The sequence below is a fragment of the Pseudomonas japonica genome, from assembly GCF_013522925.1.
Lineage (GTDB): Bacteria > Pseudomonadota > Gammaproteobacteria > Pseudomonadales > Pseudomonadaceae > Aquipseudomonas > Aquipseudomonas japonica_A.
On sequence record NZ_JAAMQU010000005.1, the window covers coordinates 260,568 to 275,963 of the forward strand.

At 62.9% G+C, this 15,396-nt stretch carries 12 protein-coding genes; 4 read left to right on the top strand and 8 right to left on the bottom strand.

The features are described from left to right. Nucleotides 1-8: 8 nt before the first annotated feature. Both G7016_RS10255 and G7016_RS10260 read left to right on the top strand, forming a co-directional pair. Nucleotides 9-746 (top strand): substrate-binding periplasmic protein, encoded by a 738-nt coding sequence (locus G7016_RS10255; RefSeq protein WP_181113652.1) that lies wholly within the window; start codon nucleotides 9-11, stop codon nucleotides 744-746. Between the two features lie 296 nt (nucleotides 747-1,042). Beyond that, on the top strand, nucleotides 1,043-2,941 hold the full coding sequence (locus G7016_RS10260) for a DEAD/DEAH box helicase (protein WP_181113654.1): 1,899 nt from the start codon (nucleotides 1,043-1,045) through the stop codon (nucleotides 2,939-2,941). Nucleotides 2,942-3,010: 69 nt separating this feature from the next. On the opposite strand, the gene G7016_RS10265 is transcribed toward G7016_RS10260, so the two are convergent. Together G7016_RS10265 and G7016_RS10270 are read right to left on the bottom strand one after the other, a co-directional pair. After that, nucleotides 3,011-3,610, bottom strand: coding sequence for a YceI family protein (locus G7016_RS10265; protein WP_181113656.1), 600 nt, complete (start codon nucleotides 3,608-3,610; stop codon nucleotides 3,011-3,013). A gap of 36 nt (nucleotides 3,611-3,646) precedes the next feature. After that, nucleotides 3,647-4,198 carry a cytochrome b gene (locus G7016_RS10270; RefSeq protein ID WP_181113658.1) on the bottom strand — a complete coding sequence of 184 codons (552 nt, stop codon included), beginning with the start codon at nucleotides 4,196-4,198 and terminating at the stop codon, nucleotides 3,647-3,649. Nucleotides 4,199-4,483: 285 nt separating this feature from the next. Here G7016_RS10270 and G7016_RS10275 point away from each other — a divergent pair, with 285 nt between their 5' ends. Further along, complete coding sequence (locus G7016_RS10275) at nucleotides 4,484-5,890, top strand: adenosylmethionine--8-amino-7-oxononanoate transaminase (protein WP_181113660.1); 1,407 nt, start codon at nucleotides 4,484-4,486, stop codon at nucleotides 5,888-5,890. Between the two features lie 45 nt (nucleotides 5,891-5,935). Then, on the top strand, nucleotides 5,936-6,664 hold the full coding sequence (locus tag G7016_RS10280) for a 16S rRNA (uracil(1498)-N(3))-methyltransferase (RefSeq protein WP_181113662.1): 729 nt from the start codon (nucleotides 5,936-5,938) through the stop codon (nucleotides 6,662-6,664). On the opposite strand, the gene G7016_RS10285 is transcribed toward G7016_RS10280, so the two are convergent. Genes G7016_RS10285 through G7016_RS10310 form a run of 6 tightly spaced genes read right to left on the bottom strand, consistent with a single transcriptional unit; the run spans nucleotide 6,651 to nucleotide 15,393 of the window. Beyond that, nucleotides 6,651-7,115 carry a chemotaxis protein CheW gene (locus G7016_RS10285; protein WP_181113664.1) on the bottom strand — a complete coding sequence of 155 codons (465 nt, stop codon included), beginning with the start codon at nucleotides 7,113-7,115 and terminating at the stop codon, nucleotides 6,651-6,653. The genes G7016_RS10280 and G7016_RS10285 overlap by 14 nt on opposite strands. Further along, nucleotides 7,108-11,928 (bottom strand): Hpt domain-containing protein, encoded by a 4,821-nt coding sequence (locus G7016_RS10290; RefSeq protein ID WP_181113666.1) that lies wholly within the window; start codon nucleotides 11,926-11,928, stop codon nucleotides 7,108-7,110. The genes G7016_RS10285 and G7016_RS10290 overlap by 8 nt, the downstream gene beginning before the upstream one ends. Nucleotides 11,929-11,938: 10 nt before the next feature. After that, nucleotides 11,939-14,023, bottom strand: a complete 2,085-nt coding sequence (locus tag G7016_RS10295; RefSeq protein ID WP_181113668.1) for a methyl-accepting chemotaxis protein — start codon at nucleotides 14,021-14,023, stop codon at nucleotides 11,939-11,941. Then, on the bottom strand, nucleotides 14,010-14,549 hold the full coding sequence (locus G7016_RS10300; RefSeq protein ID WP_181113670.1) for a chemotaxis protein CheW: 540 nt from the start codon (nucleotides 14,547-14,549) through the stop codon (nucleotides 14,010-14,012). The genes G7016_RS10295 and G7016_RS10300 overlap by 14 nt, the downstream gene beginning before the upstream one ends. 8 nt (nucleotides 14,550-14,557) lie before the next feature. Then, entirely contained in the window at nucleotides 14,558-14,923 is a 366-nt protein-coding gene (pilH, locus tag G7016_RS10305) for a twitching motility response regulator PilH (RefSeq protein ID WP_181113672.1), read from the bottom strand. A gap of 56 nt (nucleotides 14,924-14,979) precedes the next feature. Continuing rightward, the gene (locus G7016_RS10310; protein ID WP_181113674.1) at nucleotides 14,980-15,393 is read right to left on the bottom strand and encodes a response regulator; all 414 of its coding nucleotides are present in this window, start codon (nucleotides 15,391-15,393) and stop codon (nucleotides 14,980-14,982) included. Nucleotides 15,394-15,396: the final 3 nt, after the last annotated feature.

Below are 15,396 nucleotides of genomic sequence, written 5' to 3' on the forward strand. Positions count from 1 at the left end.
CTGCGCCCATGCGCGCCCTCGTCTGTCTTTTTATTTTCATCCTTGCCTTGGTGTCGCCGACATTTGCATCGGCGCAGCCGCTGCGCATCGTCACCGAGCCATGGGGGCCCTACGTTTACCAGGACGGCACGGCGCTCGCGGGTATCGACTACGAGATCGCCAACGAAGTCTTCAACAGGCTCGGGGTGCAGGTGCAGTGGCAGTTTTTGCCCTGGAAGCGCTGCTTGATGATGATCGAAGAAGGTCAGGCCGACGCCGTGCTGGATATTTTCCGCACACCCACGCGGGAACGGCAGTTGATCTATGCCAACGAAGCGCTGTCCTCGGTCGAATTCGTGCTGTACGAGGCAAACGAGCGCCCTCAGCCCGCCGCCCGCCTGAAGAGCCTCCAAGGCTTGCGCGTAGGCATAGCGCCGGGTTTTCTCTATGGGCCAGTGTTCGAAGGTTCACAGGCACAGAAGGAGCCAGCGCCCAACCTGGAAGCCAACTTTGGCAAACTTTTGCTTGGCCGTGTGGACCTGGTAATTGGCGATCGCCGCCAAGGCCGGTTCGCTTTGCGGCAAACAGGCCTTGAGGGCCGTATAAGAGAAATCCCGGGCACCTTGCACAGCGACGTGCTGTATCTGGCGCTGCGCCGCACCGGTGAACTCGCATCGCTGGCCGAGCGTTTCGCCAGCACCTTGCAAGCCTTCAAACGTGAGCCCGCCTACCGGGAACTGCTCAAGCGCTACGACCACGGACCGTAACGCACGCCGGCTCAACGGCGGCAAACCCGCTTCCCTATAAAAAACCGGCCATCGGGCAGTGAAATCGCAGCGTCATGCCAACGCTCTGTTATACTCCGGCGTTCCCGCCAGGCTTACGCCCGGACGCCGGACCTCGCATTCCCTCTTCGCATGCCCGCGCCATGGCCCAGCCTCGGCAGCCCGCTGCGGACCCTCCGCGAGCGCCAGCAGTACCGGACGCGGTTGCGTCGATATCCGCCCCCGCGCCAGGCAAACGTTCCCTCGGGCCCAAGCCCTCACAATGAACAGGATTGCCCATGTCCTTTGCTTCCCTCGGTCTCTCCGAGGCTCTAGTCAGTGCTATCGAAGCCGCTGGCTACACGCAGCCTACCCCCGTGCAACAGCGGGCAATCCCCGCCGTGTTGCAGGGTCGCGACCTGATGGTTGCCGCCCAGACTGGTACTGGCAAGACCGCCGGTTTCGCCCTGCCGATCCTGGAACGCTTGTTCCCAGCCGGCCACCCGGACAAATCCCAGCGTCACGGCCCTCGTCAGCCCCGGGTACTGGTGCTCACGCCTACCCGCGAACTGGCTGCGCAGGTCCATGACAGCTTCCGTATCTATGCCCGCGACCTGAAATTCGTCAGCGCCTGCGTATTCGGTGGCGTAGGCGTGAACCCGCAGGTACAGGCCCTGGCCAAGGGTGTGGACGTGCTGGTCGCCTGCCCTGGCCGCCTGCTCGACCTGGCTGGCCAAGGCAGCGTCGACCTGGCTCACGTCGAAATCCTCGTGCTGGACGAAGCCGACCGCATGCTCGACATGGGTTTCATCCATGACGTGAAGAAGGTGTTGGCGCGGCTGCCAGAGAAGCGCCAGAACCTGCTGTTCTCCGCAACGTTCTCCAAAGACATCACCGACCTCGCCGGCAAGCTGCTGCATAACCCGGAGCGGATCGAAGTCACCCCGCCCAATACCACGGTCGAGCGGATCGAACAGCGCGTATACCGCATCGGCGCCAGCCACAAGCGCGCCCTGTTGGCACATTTGATTACCCAAGGCGCGTGGGAACAGGTGCTGGTGTTCACCCGTACCAAGCACGGCGCCAACCGCCTTGCCGAATACCTCGAAAAACACGGCCTTACCGCCGCCGCGATTCATGGCAACAAAAGCCAGAACGCGCGCACCAAGGCTTTGGCTGATTTCAAGGCCAACACTGTACGCGTGCTGGTGGCCACCGACATCGCGGCCCGTGGCCTGGATATCGACCAACTGCCCCACGTTGTGAACTTCGAACTGCCCAATGTCGAGGAAGACTACGTGCACCGGATCGGCCGTACTGGCCGTGCCGGGCGCAACGGCGAAGCGATCTCGCTGGTTGCTCCAGACGAAGAAAAGCTGCTCAAGAGCATCGAGCGCATGACCCGGCAGAAGATCGCCGATGGCGAGCTGATGGGCTTCGACGCTAGCACCATCGAGGCCGAAAAGCCCGAAACCCGCGAACGTCCTCCGGCTAACAAGCCGCGCGGCCGTGAGCCCCGTGGGGACAAACCTGCCTCGGGCGGGCGCAAGGATAAAGGCAAGGACAAAGGGAAAGACAAGCCCCGCGAGAAAGCGGCCGATAGCCGCTCTGGCGAACAACGCGGCGCCGAGCGTACCGAAGGCCGTCAGCCCAGGGCACGTGGCCCCCGCCAACCCCAGCGCCCGGCACAGTCGGCTGGCGCGCCAGCGGTCGAACCCGGCAACCGGGACCCTGAAGCGTTCCTGGACGACGAAGTCGATAACTTTGGCAACCGGGCCGATTACGTCAGCCCCTACCAGAACCAGAAAGGTCAGGGCCGCAACCGTCGCCCTAATGCCCCTGCAAGTGCTGGCGTGAGCCAGGCTCCTGCGGCTGCCAAGGCCCCTGGCCAAGGCGCGCGTCGTAGCCAGCCTGCCGGGCCGCGTTCGGCTGCCGACGGTGGCGCCAAGCGCCCGCGTAACAATGCCGGCCAAGGTGCCGGTGCGGGGCAGAACCGCCGTGATAACCCACGCAACCGTCGCCCTCGCGAGGAAGGTGCAGTGCCGGCAGTGACCGAAGGCCGTCGCGAAGCGCCAAAGCCAAAGATCATCATGAAAGAATCCAAGCTGGACCGCACCCTGACGGCCGAGCAGCTCGATGATCTGCAGAACCGCGCCAAAACCGGCGAGAAACCAGCCTTGCTGACCCGCAAGAACTGATTTTCACCGGCAATGAAAAACGCCGCGCTCCCTGACAGGGGCGCGGCGTTTTTTTATGCTCGCAAAGGCTTACTTCTTCTGCACGCCTTCGAACACGAAGTACAGCTCAACGGTATCGGACTGCGGGCCGAGGTCCATGGACTTGGGCGCGAAATCCTTGCGGTTGATGCTAGTGGTGCCTTCGAAGCCGGCGCGGTAGCCGCCCCATGGATCTTTGCCTTCGCCCAGGAAGGTGGCCTTGATGACCACAGGCTTGGTTACGCCGTGAAGGGTAAGGTCGCCGGTCACATCAGCTGTGGTTTTGCCATCGGCGTTCTTGCCGGTTGGCTTGACGCTGGTGGACTTGAAGGTCGCTTCAGGGTAGTTGGCAACGTCCAGGAAGTCTTTGCTGCTGATGTGCTTGTCGCGCTCGGCCTGGTTGGTGAACACGCTGGCAGTCTTCAGGGTTACGTCGATCTTGCTGTCTTCAGGCTTGGCGGCGTCGAAGCTGAAAGTGCCGTCGAAATCCTTGAACGTACCGGTGATGAAGCTGTAGCCCAGGTGGCTGATCTTAAAGTTGACGAAAGCGTGCTGGCCTTCCTTGTCGATATGGTAATCAGCCGCCATGGCCTGGCCAGCGGTGAGTGCGGCAGTGCCGAGCGCAAGCGCGGCCAGAGTGTGTTTAAGCATTTTCCATTTCCTTTGCGGTACGTGCATTAATAAAGGTCAAGCTCGGCGGCCCAGCATGCGCACGAGGGTGGCATCCCGGTCGACGAAGTGATGTTTGAGGGCGGCAAGCCCGTGCAGTACGGAGAACACCACCAATACCCAGGCGAGGTACAGGTGGATGTCCCCGGCGCGCTCCGCCTGGTTTTCAATACCGCTGAACGCGGCAGGTACTTCGAACAGCCCGAAAACCGAGATCCCTACCCCGTCGGCCGTGGAAATCAGGTAACCCGTGACCATGACCAGGAAAATGTCCAGGTAGAGGAACAGGTGCACAGTCACTGCGGCTATCCGAGTAGGCCGGCCCTGGTTAGGCGTAGGCGGCGGCGGTGGGCTTACCACTCGCCACACCATGCGCAACACCATGAACAGGAACAGCACCAGGCCGATGCTTTTGTGCAGCTCCGGCGCTGCCTTGCGCCAAGGGTCGTAATAGCCCAGGCCAACCATCCATAGCCCAAGGGCGAACATGCCGAACACCGCAAGGGCGACGCCCCAATGCAGGAACAGGCTGACAACCCCGTAGCGAGAAGGTGAGTTTCGAAGCTGCATCACAGCGCCCTCTGATTTCGTGGAGGAAGATTAACCGCTTACCTATCGAAAAAAAGCGAAAAATTTAGCTTTTATTTATCGAATACCGCGATATGAATTATGTTCGTGATCCGTTAAGGCAAGGTTAATCAAGCATTCGTTGTTCGCCACATGCGAGCACGCTGGGATCATTCCCGGATGTAACGCACAACCGGCCATACATTGCGGGTTGTCTGCGGGCAGCGCATTGCATAGGCTTGCCATCTTTTTTCACCGGCCCCTTCTCGGCGCCAATGGAGCTTGATCATGAGCCTCAACCAGCACTGGATGGACCGCGACCTGGCGGTGTTATGGCACCCCTGTACGCAGATGAAAGATCACGAACGCCTGCCATTGATCCCGATCAAGCGCGGCGACGGTGTATGGCTGGAAGACTTCGATGGCAAGCGCTATCTCGACGCCGTCAGCTCCTGGTGGGTAAACGTGTTCGGCCACGCCAACCCGCGTATCAACCAGCGCATCAAGGATCAGGTCGACCAGCTCGAGCATGTGATCCTCGCAGGTTTCAGCCATGCCCCGGTCATCGAACTGTCGGAGCGCCTGGTACGGATCACGCCTGAAGGCCTGGACCGGGTGTTCTACGCGGACAACGGCTCGTCCTGCATCGAAGTGGCGCTCAAGATGAGCTTCCACTATTGGCTCAACCGCGGCCAGCCGGAGAAGAAGCGCTTCGTTACCCTTACCAACAGCTACCACGGCGAGACCATCGCCGCGATGTCTGTAGGGGACGTGCCTTTGTTTACCGAAACCTACAAGGCGCTTTTGCTCGACACACTCAAAGTACCTAGCCCGGATTGCTACCTGCGCCCGGAAGGCGTGAGCTGGGAAGCGCATTCGCGCACGATGTTCGCCGCCATGGAACAAACGCTCGCGGAGCACCATGGCACCATCGCCGCAGTCATCATCGAGCCCCTGATCCAGGGCGCTGGCGGCATGCGCATGTACCATCCGGTTTACCTGAAGCTGCTGCGTGAAGCTTGCGACCGCTACGGCGTGCACCTTATTCACGATGAAATCGCCGTAGGCTTTGGCCGTACCGGTACGATGTTCGCCTGCGAACAAGCCGGCATTCGCCCTGATTTCCTCTGCCTGTCCAAGGCGCTGACCGGGGGCTACCTGCCACTGGCCGCCTGCCTGACCACCGACGAGGTGTACCAGGCGTTCTACGACGACTACTCCACCCTTCGGGCGTTCCTGCACTCCCACAGCTACACCGGCAACCCGCTGGCCTGCGCGGCGGCGCTGGCCACGCTCGATATCTTCGAGCAGGACCGGGTAATCGAACGCAACCAGGGCCTGGCGCAGCGCATGGCCAGCGCCACCGCGCACCTGGCCGACCATCCTCACGTTGCCGAAGTACGGCAAACCGGCATGGTGCTGGCCATCGAAATGGTGCGCGACAAGGCCAGCCGCGAGGCCTACCCGTGGCAGGAGCGGCGCGGCCTCAAAGTATTCGAACACGCACTGGAGCGTGGTGCGTTACTGCGGCCCCTGGGCAGTGTGGTGTACTTCTTGCCGCCCTATGTGATTACGCCCGAGCAGATCGACTTCCTCGCGCAGGTAGCCACCGAAGGCATTGATATCGCCACCCGCGATGGCGCCCCCGTAAGCGTAGCCACGGGGCTGCATCCAAACTTCCGCGACCCGGGCTGACGCCCGCCGCTTCATTACCTTTATCTGTGGGACGATTGTGGCCTCATGAGACTTTCCCGTTTTTATGTCGACCTGCCGCTGGCCGTGGGTGAGCACCAGCTTCCCGAGGCGCAGGCCCATTACATCGGCCGCGTACTGCGGCTGGCCGAGGGAGACCGCGTTCAACTGTTCGATGGCAGGGGCCATGAGTACCTCGCGACCCTGCTGCAGGTTGGCAAGAAAACAGTGAGCGTACAGGTTGAGGAAATGATGCCGGGCTTGCCGGAATCCCGGTTGCATTTGCATCTCGGGCAAGGCCTGAGCCGTGGCGAACGCATGGACTGGGCCATCCAGAAGGCCACAGAACTGGGGGTGAATGAGCTCACGCCAGTGGTCAGCGAGCGCTGTGAGGTTCGCCTCAAGGACGAGCGCGCCGACAAACGCCTGGCTCATTGGCGCCAGGTAGCGATCAGCGCCTGTGAACAAAGCGGCCGCTCTACGGTGCCGGTGATTCACCCACCCCTCACATTGGCCGAATGGCTGGCAGCGTGCGAAGCGGATCTCAAGCTGGTGCTGCACCCGGTGTCCGCCCCCCTCAGCAGCCACGCAACGCCCGCCTCGCTAGCGTTCCTGATCGGCCCGGAAGGTGGCTTGAGCGAAGTGGAAGTGGAGCAGGCCCAGGCTGCGGGCTTTCATCCGGCACGGCTGGGCCCGAGAGTGTTGCGTACGGAAACCGCCCCGGTAGTCGCGCTTGCCTTGGCACAGCAGCTGTGGGGTGACTTCAGCCCGCAGTGAGGCGGCCTTGAAGAATGACCCCGGCGAGGGCGTCGAGGTCCGGCACCCGGGCAACGTCATTGCCGGCGAGCACCGCCGCCAGTTCCAGCGAGGCCAGCGGAACGTCGATGTAGCTCAGTTGGCTGTCTGCCTTGAAGATGCGGGGAATGCCTTGCACCAATAGCCCGAAGAACGGCAACCGCGGCCCTATCCCGTGCATCACGGCAATACGCACACGCTCGCCGCTGGGGAGGGGCTGCCCGCAAGCCGCTTCGAAACTCACCAACGGCAACGGACGCCCTCGCCAGGTAATATTGCCCAGGTCCCATGCCGCCACCGAGCCTGCAGGTACACCGGGCCGGTAGCCGATCAGTTCGGCGACTGCCACGTCCGGAACGATCAGCTGGCGCTCGGCCAGTGGCAGCAACAACGTGCTCAGCGTGTCACGTCGAGAAAAGGCCCGCTCAGGCATGCTTGCTGCTCCAGAAACGTATCAGGTGCAGCAGTTGGGATTCCTGATAGGGCTTGCCGAGGAACTCGCTCACGCCCAACGCCATGGCGCGTTGGCGGTGCTTTTCCCCGGTTCGGGAAGTAATCATGATCACCGGGATAGTGGTCAGCCTTAGCTCGGCGCGCAGCCTGCTCACCAGTTCGAAGCCGTCCATCCGTGGCATTTCGATGTCTACCAGCAGCACGTCGGGCTGCTGCTCGGCCAGCAGTTGCAATGCTTCAACGCCATCCCGGGCGGTGAGTACACGTATTCCGTGCCGCTCCAGCAGACGGCTGGTGACCTTGCGCACCGTTACGGAGTCGTCCACCACCAAGGCAAGCAACGGCTTGGTGGGTGGTGACACGTAACGGGCGGTGGGAATGGCCGTCGGGCCAGGGCGAAGGTGGGCGGCACGGATCTGCGCCAGCGGGTCGAGAATAAGCACCACGCGGCCGTCGCCCAGGATGGTAGCGCCACTGAGGCCAGGCACCGCTGCGAACTGCGGCCCGAGGCTTTTCACCACGATTTCACGCGACCCCGCGAGCGCATCCACATGCAAGGCCACCTGATGATCCGGGGCGCGGACCAGCAGCAGCGGTTGCGGAAAACCGCCTTCCAGCGCGGCGGGCCGGGGGGTGACACCGAGCACGTCGCCCAGGTAGCGCAGGTCGTAAGACAGCTGCGCATAGCGATAACGCGGCACGCGCGTGGCATAAGCTGCGGCCAGTTCCTCCGGCGCTACCCGCACGATGCCTTCGATGCTGTTCAGAGGTACCGCGAACAATTGTTCGCCGCACTGCACCATCAGCGCTCGGTTGATGGACACACTGAACGGCAAGTGAATCACGAAGCGCGCACCACTGCCGGCCTGGCTGTCGATGATCATGTTGCCGCCCAGCTGCTTCACCTCTTCGTGCACCACATCCATGCCCAGGCCACGGCCGGAGATCTGGGTGATCTTCTGTGCCGTGGAAAACCCCGGCTGCAGAATGAACTGCAATACATCGTGGTCACGCAAATCGCTGTCAGGGCTGAGCAAGCCTCGCTTGATGGCCTTGTCGCGTACGGCCTGAAGGGGAATGCCGGCACCGTCATCGCTCATTTCGATCACGATTTCGCCGCCTTCGTGGGCGACCCGCAAAGTTATCCGCCCCTGCTCTGGCTTGCCCGCGGCCAACCGTGCCGGCGCGCTTTCCAGGCCATGATCGATGGCGTTGCGCAGCATGTGCTCCAAGGGGGCGATCATGCGCTCGAGCACGGTGCGGTCCATCTCGACTTCAGTGTCCAGTGTCTCGAACTCAACGTCCTTGCCCAGCTCTTCGGCTACCTGCCGCACGATACGCTGCAGCCGTGGCAATACCCGGGCAAACGGGACCATCCGCGTGCGCATCAGCCCTTCCTGCAAACTGGAACAGATCCGCGCCTGCTGCGCGAGCAGCGCCTGTGCCTCCAGGTTGCGCGCAGCCAAGGTATCTTTCAGATCGGAAAGGTCGGATACCGCTTCCAGCAGGGCGCGGCCAAGCTCGCGCAGATGGGTCTGACGTTCGAGCTCAAGCGGATCGAAAGCGTCATGGGCCCCAGCGGGCGAAGCGCGGCCGCCTGGCGGCTGCACGGTTTCGTTGTCCAGCTGCAGCAACTGATCACGCATGCGGGCAAGGGTGGTTTCCATTTCCAGCATGGCCATGTGGCCATCGTTGACCTGCTGCTCCACCCGGCCTCGCGTAATAGAGGCTTCTCCAGCGAGGTTGGCAAGGCCTTCCAGGGTTTGCGCGGCCACCTTGATCTGGTCGGCGCCGCCGCGCTCGGCCATGGGCGCCTGATCTGCCACGGCAGGCCGTGCAGGTTCGCGGGGCGGAGGCAGGATCCGGCTGCCGTAGCCTTGCACCGCATCGAGCAGGGTGAAATCCACGGGCGCCGCATCGCCCGCGCGAACCGTATCGAGCATCAAGGCCAAGCGGTCATGGCCCTTGTGCAGCAATTTGAACAGGGCCGGGGCGGGCTCCAGCTCCCCGGCCGACACCCGCTCGTAGAGGGTTTCCAGCTCATGGGCCAGGTCGCCAACGGGGCCCACCTCTGCCATGCGGGCACCGCCCTTGAGGGTATGGAGGTCACGCAGAAGGTTCTCCACCTCCAGCGCGTTGCTCGGCTCGGCCTGCCATCGAGCCAACGCCGCGCCCGCACTTTCAATCAGGTCGGCGCCCTCCTCGAGAAACACCTGCAGCAGCTCGCGCTCGGTAGCCTGCGCGTCGTTCTCCTCAACGCCAGACGTATCCTCGCCCGGTGATGGCAGTGCCGCATTTACATCCTCCAGCCACACGGATAACCAAGGTGCTTCTTGCGGGCCGTCCGGGCCGGCCTCGGCCATCCGCCTCAACCATTCGTGCAGGCGTTCGTGCGCCTGACGTACGCGTGCTTCGCCATCCATAGTGGCCGCATCGTGCAAACGGCCATACAACCCGGCAACTGCTCTGGCATAGCTTGCAAAAGGCTCAAGCCCCGCCAGCGTGGCGCCCCCTGCCAGGGTGTGCAGGTCGCGCTCCAGGGCAACCAGCGCGCTATCCCGCTGAGGATCTTGAAGCCACACCCGTAGCGCCTCGTCGGCGCTTTCAAGCAGGTCGGCGGCCTCGTCCAGGAAGAACGCCAGCCATTCGCTATGCGGCGCACCTGCACCGGGCGGCCCGGAAGGCAAGGCTTCAGGCAGGCGCTGTGCCGCTGCCTGACCTACCGCGCCCAAGTCGTCAGGGGCGAGGGCGTTTTCAATCCAGTACCGCAGCCGACGAAGGTGCATCGGACGCGCAGCCACGGGCTGACCCGCCGCTAATTCGTCAAACATGTCGTAGAGGGCATCGTGAGCTTGCGCCGCTGCCTGGAGCACAGCGGCGGAGGCGGCCAGGCTGGCTTCGTCGATAGCGCCATAGAGGTCCAGCAGGGCCTCGCATAGCGCATCCATGGCCGGCAATTCGGCCAAGTGCGTCATCTCGCCAAGGCGGTCCAATGCCTCTATCAGCGAGGGCAGGTCGGAAAATGGCCCCGGCTGACGCTGCCAGTCGGTCAGGTATTCCTGAGCTTCGTCCAGATATTCAATGCCCTGGGTAAGCAATTGACCGCGCTGATCGCGAACGCCCGATTCGGCTGGGCCGCTGTTCATATTGGCAGGCGTGCGCGCCAGCAGCGCTTCGGCCTGTTCTGCCAGGCGATGGTCTTGCGTAATGGCCTGCGGTGTGTGGCGGGCAACCTCCTCCAGGCTTTGCTCCAGGAGGGTCAGTGCTTCGCGCAACAAGCCGAGTTCCGGGTTGCCCAAGGGCCGCTGTCGGGTGTGAAACTCCCTGCACAGTCTATAAACCGGGGCTGCCATCTCGCCCATGCGAACTACACCGGCCATGAATGAGCTGCCCTTGAGCGTATGCAGTGCCCTCAGCAATGCCTCGGTTACTGCCGCTGGCGCAACGGCTTTTCGCAGGTAACCGCGAAGTATTTCCAGATAAGTGCGGGCTTCATGATGGAAGATATCCAGCAACTGGGTATCGAGAGGCTCTTCTCCCGGCTCACGCTCTGGCGGTACCGGCGCAGGTTGCGGTGATGCCGTGGCCTGCGGTAATTTGCCTGCCCACAGCCCCGCCAGCGCATGCCCGGCGCTGGCCAGCAAGGCTTCTTCCGCTTCCCTGGGATCGACCATCCAGCGGCGCAGCATCCATTCGATGGCACATAATGCGTCAGCGAGGGTTTCCAGCACGCCCGCCGCTGGTGGCTGTCTGGCGGGCAGCAGGCGGTCGTGGACATAGGTTTCGAGCGCGTCGAGCAGTGACAGCAAGGCTTCGGGACGCACCATCGCCAACGCCCCCCTCAGTTCCAGCAACTGAGCCGGGATCCCCGCCAGGTGGTCGGCGGCCCAGCCGCCATCCGCACATTCGCTGATCGATTGCTCTATGCGCTCCAGCGCGGTAAGCGCCTCCTCGATCGCCAGGTGATGAATACGCTCCAGTTCCGTAGGCGGTATTTGTGCGGCACCGGGTACGAGATCCTCGGGGCCAACCATGCCGGCCAGGGTGCTTTCCACGTACAGCAGCGCGCCGCCGGCGTCCATGATGCTGGCGTCGTCCACCGGGTGGGCGCCGTTGGCAAGGTTTTGGATGATCCCCATCTGGTCGAGGATGGCCCGCCGCGGCTGTTGGAACCCCAACACCGCCAACGCATCGGCAATGCGCCTCAGCGACGGGGCAATCGCCACCAGTTCAGCCGGGTTACGCCGGCCATCGAGCAGGTATTGATCCAGCCGGGCCTTGTTGCGTGACAACTCTTCGCACAAAGCGGCAACCAAGGGGCCCAGCCCGGCACGGTCCGGGGTTACAGCCGGCATGCTGCGAACCGGTTCATCGGCAACCGGCCGGCCTACCAGGTCCGCCATATCGGCATTGGAGAGCGGTGCTTCACCAAGGGTGGCGCGGATTTCATTGAGCCAAGGCTGCAACAGCAGCGGCAGGTCATGGCGGGCTGTGGCAACGCGCTCCAGGTAACCGGGCAACCGGTCGATCAGGTGGCGCAGGGCGTCTACCGCTGCTGCCGTGGGTTGGGGCAGCGTAGCCAGGCGCTCCAGGTCACGAGCCAGGCGACTCGCCCCGGGGAAATTCACAAAACCCAGCGTGGCGACCACGGCGTGCAAGGCACGGGCGCATTCGGGCAGGCCATCGGTCCCGGCATCCAGTGCATGACGCGCTTGGGCCAGGGTCACGGCCAACTCTGGCTTGAGCCACTGCAGCCCAACCACATCGGCACGCCCTTCTCTGTCGAATTTCATGCTGCCCTGTTCATGGCTTCACGGCCTCGGCCGGCGGCAAAGTAAACCCGGACACCGAGCGGCGCATGTCACTGGCCATTTGCGCCAGGTTACTCATGCTTTCTGCTGCGGCGGTGGAGTCCGAAGACGTTTGCGTGGTGATTTCCTGGATAACCGCCATGGTGTGGGAGATCTGCCCTGCCGAGGATGTTTGCTGCTGCGCCGCATTGGAGATGCGCTGGATCAGCGCGGCCAGGTCCTGGGACACGCTTTCGATTTCTTCCAGCGCTACGCCAGCGTCCTGGGCCAGCGATGCCCCGCGCACCACTTCGTAGGTAGTCTGCTCCATGGACATGACCGCTTCGTTGGTGTCGGCCTGAATGGCGCGAACCAGCATTTCAATCTGCCGCGTGGCGGCCGAGGAGCGCTCGGCAAGGCGCTGTACTTCATCGGCCACCACGGCAAAGCCGCGCCCCGCCTCGCCCGCCATGGAGGCTTGAATCGCCGCATTGAGGGCAAGGATGTTGGTTTGCTCGGCAATGTCATCAATAAGGCCAACGATGTCGCCGATTTCCTGGGACGACTCGCCCAGGCGCTTGATGCGCTTGGAGGTGTCCTGGATCTGGAAGCGGATCACGTCCATGCCCTGGATGGTGTTGTGTACGACTTCGCTGCCCTTGTTGGCAATGTTCACGGAGCGCTCGGCGACCTTGGCCGATTCGTACGCGTTACTCGACACATGGTCGATGGATTGCGCCATGTCGCTGATGGCGCGAGAAGCTTCGCTGATCTGCTGAGCCTGATGCTCGGATGCCTTGGCCAGTTGGCGAGCGGTGCCTTGGGTATCTTGAACCGCGCTTGCCACCCGTTCGGCGGCGCGGTTGATGGTCGCGACCAGGTCCCGTAGTTGGTCGATGGAATAGTTGATCGAGTCGGCAATGGTGCCGGTGAAGTCTTCCGTCACCGAAGCAGTGACCGTGAGGTCGCCAGCGGCCAGGCCCTCGATCTCGTCCAGCAAACGCATGATGGCGTGCTGGCTGCGCTCGTTCTTTTCTGCGGTTTCGCGCAGCCGCCGGTTGGTTTCACGGACCATGATGGTTGCCATCAGGATGATGCACGCCAGCGCCAGCAGGCCGAGCACGTATCCGCCTACCACATCCAGGGTACGCCCGCCGGCGCGGTCCTCGAAACCGTCGGCCAGGCGCGAGGCTTCGTCCAGCAGGGTCTGGGACAAATTGAAAATATCCGTGGCGGCGGCGCGTACCCTGAACAGCTCTGGGGAGGTTTCCAGGATCTCACCCACCGAGCCGGAGACGAACGCGAACAGCTCGGCGATTTCCTGCAGGCGGGCACGGGCCTGGAGGTCGTCCACCTGGCGGATGCCTTGGGTGCTGCTGCCATTGAGCATGCCGTTGAGCACCACGCCAAAGCGATTGGCGTCACGGCCAAAGGCTTCGGCCGCCCGTGCCGCGTTTTCATCGCCCGCCAGCACGATATTGACCGATCCAAGAATGCGCTCCGCCAGCAGCGACTGGCGCTGGGCGACGGCCACTTGCTCCGCTGGCGCGCCACGGCGCAGCAGGCTATCAACGACCTTTTCGGACTCCAGTTGTAGCTGCGGCACGGTTTCGGCCAGGGTGGCGGCCACCTGGTGCAGCGACAGCACGGTCTGCTCACTGGCCAGGATGGTATCGGCGCTTTTGCGCAGGCGGTCCCAGTCCCGCTGCACCGCAACCATTTGTTCATGCACGGTATGCGGGGCCGGGGGCAGGCCGGTGTGGGCATCGCCCTCGGTAAGGTAGCGCCAGCGGCGATCGAATTCGTTACGCGCCGCGGTCAGTTCGCGGAAGGCCTCTGCCTTGCCCGTGGCGGCTTCGGTTGCATTTTTGGCAATGCGTTGCGATACCACGCGCAGCTCACCGGCATGGCCAATGTACTGCTTGTCATGATTGCCCTGGGTATTGAGGTAAGCGAAATTGGCAAACAGCAGCATGATCAGGATCACCAGGGCCACGAACAGGCCGGCGATCTGAGCCGTGCTGCGCGAGCCCTGCCGGGTCGCACCCGCGCCCTGACTGCTCGATGCGCGCGCCCCGCCAGTGTCATGCCGCCGCATTCAGAAACTCCGCTGCCGTGACCAACGAGAACGGGCTGAACACTGCCCATTCCCGCTCATGAAAGAAATAGCCCTTGACGAAAGGGGACAGCGCTTCGTCGAGGCTTTCGGGGCGCACCGTTGCCATATCCGTGGCGGGAAAATGCTGCAGGCCTGGCGCCTCGTCTACCAGCAGGCCAGTGAACACTTCTTCGTGGTCGATCACCAGTACGCGGCGCTGCCGTCGGTGGCTGGACAGCGCCGCGCCGAAATATCCGGAAAGGTTCATCACCGGGAGAAGGCGCCCCCGCAGGTTCGCTACACCCAATACCCAAGGCTTTACCCCCGGAATACGGGTCATGCGAGGCTCGGGCAGCACTTCGGCCACCTCGCTCATGGGGGCCACATACCAGCCGTTGCCCATGCGAAAGCTGATGCCGCTCCAGGGCTGCTCGCCCTCAAGCTCCACCGGCAGCCCGGCGGCCCGGGCGCGGCAGCGTTGATCAATGGCCAGCAACAGTTCGAAAGCGGTATACGAAGCGTTCATGCGCTCAGTCAGTTCGCCAGCACATCGCCAAGGGCAGACACCAGCTCGCTCTCCTCGAAAGGCTTGGTCAAGTAGGCCCGCGCGCCCTGACGCGCGCCCCACACCTTGTCGGTTTCCTGGTCCTTGCTGGTAATGATGATGATAGGAATGCTGGCAGTCGACTCGTCCTTGGTGAGCTGACGGGTAGCCTGAAACCCGTTCATGCCCGGCATCACGATATCCATCAGCACCGCGTCGGGTTTTTCCTGGCGGGCCAATGCAACGCCATCGCCGCCATTGGCGGCCTTGAGCACCTGGTGCCCTTGCCGCTCGAGCATGCCGGTCAGTTTCTGCAATTCTGTCGGCGAGTCATCGATGATCAGGATTCGAGCCATGCTGGTCCTCGTTCGGTTATGAATTGACGTCTGCATCAACGCTTTCGCGCTCGCCGTCAGGTTGGCAAAGGCTGGAACTCCGGCACCTGAGCATGGATTGCTTCAAGCAGCGAGGCCCGATCGAACGGCTTGGTGAGGAACCGGTCGGCGCCAACGGCGCGCGCACGGGCCCGGTCGAACAGACCTTCGCGAGACGACAGCATTATTACTGAAGTTCCAGAGAAGCGGGGGTTCTGTTTGATGAGTTGGCAGGCCTGATAGCCATCGAGACGAGGCATCATCACGTCGATGAACACTATTCTGGGAGCGTGATCGGCCAACTGCGCCAAGGCATCGAAGCCGTCCACGGCGGTGACGACCTCGCACCCCACCTGCTCGAGCAGTGTCTCAGCGGTGTGGCGGATGGTCTTGGAATCATCGACCACCATGACCTTCAAGTTCCGCGAATACGTTCGCGAATGCTGTTCCATGAT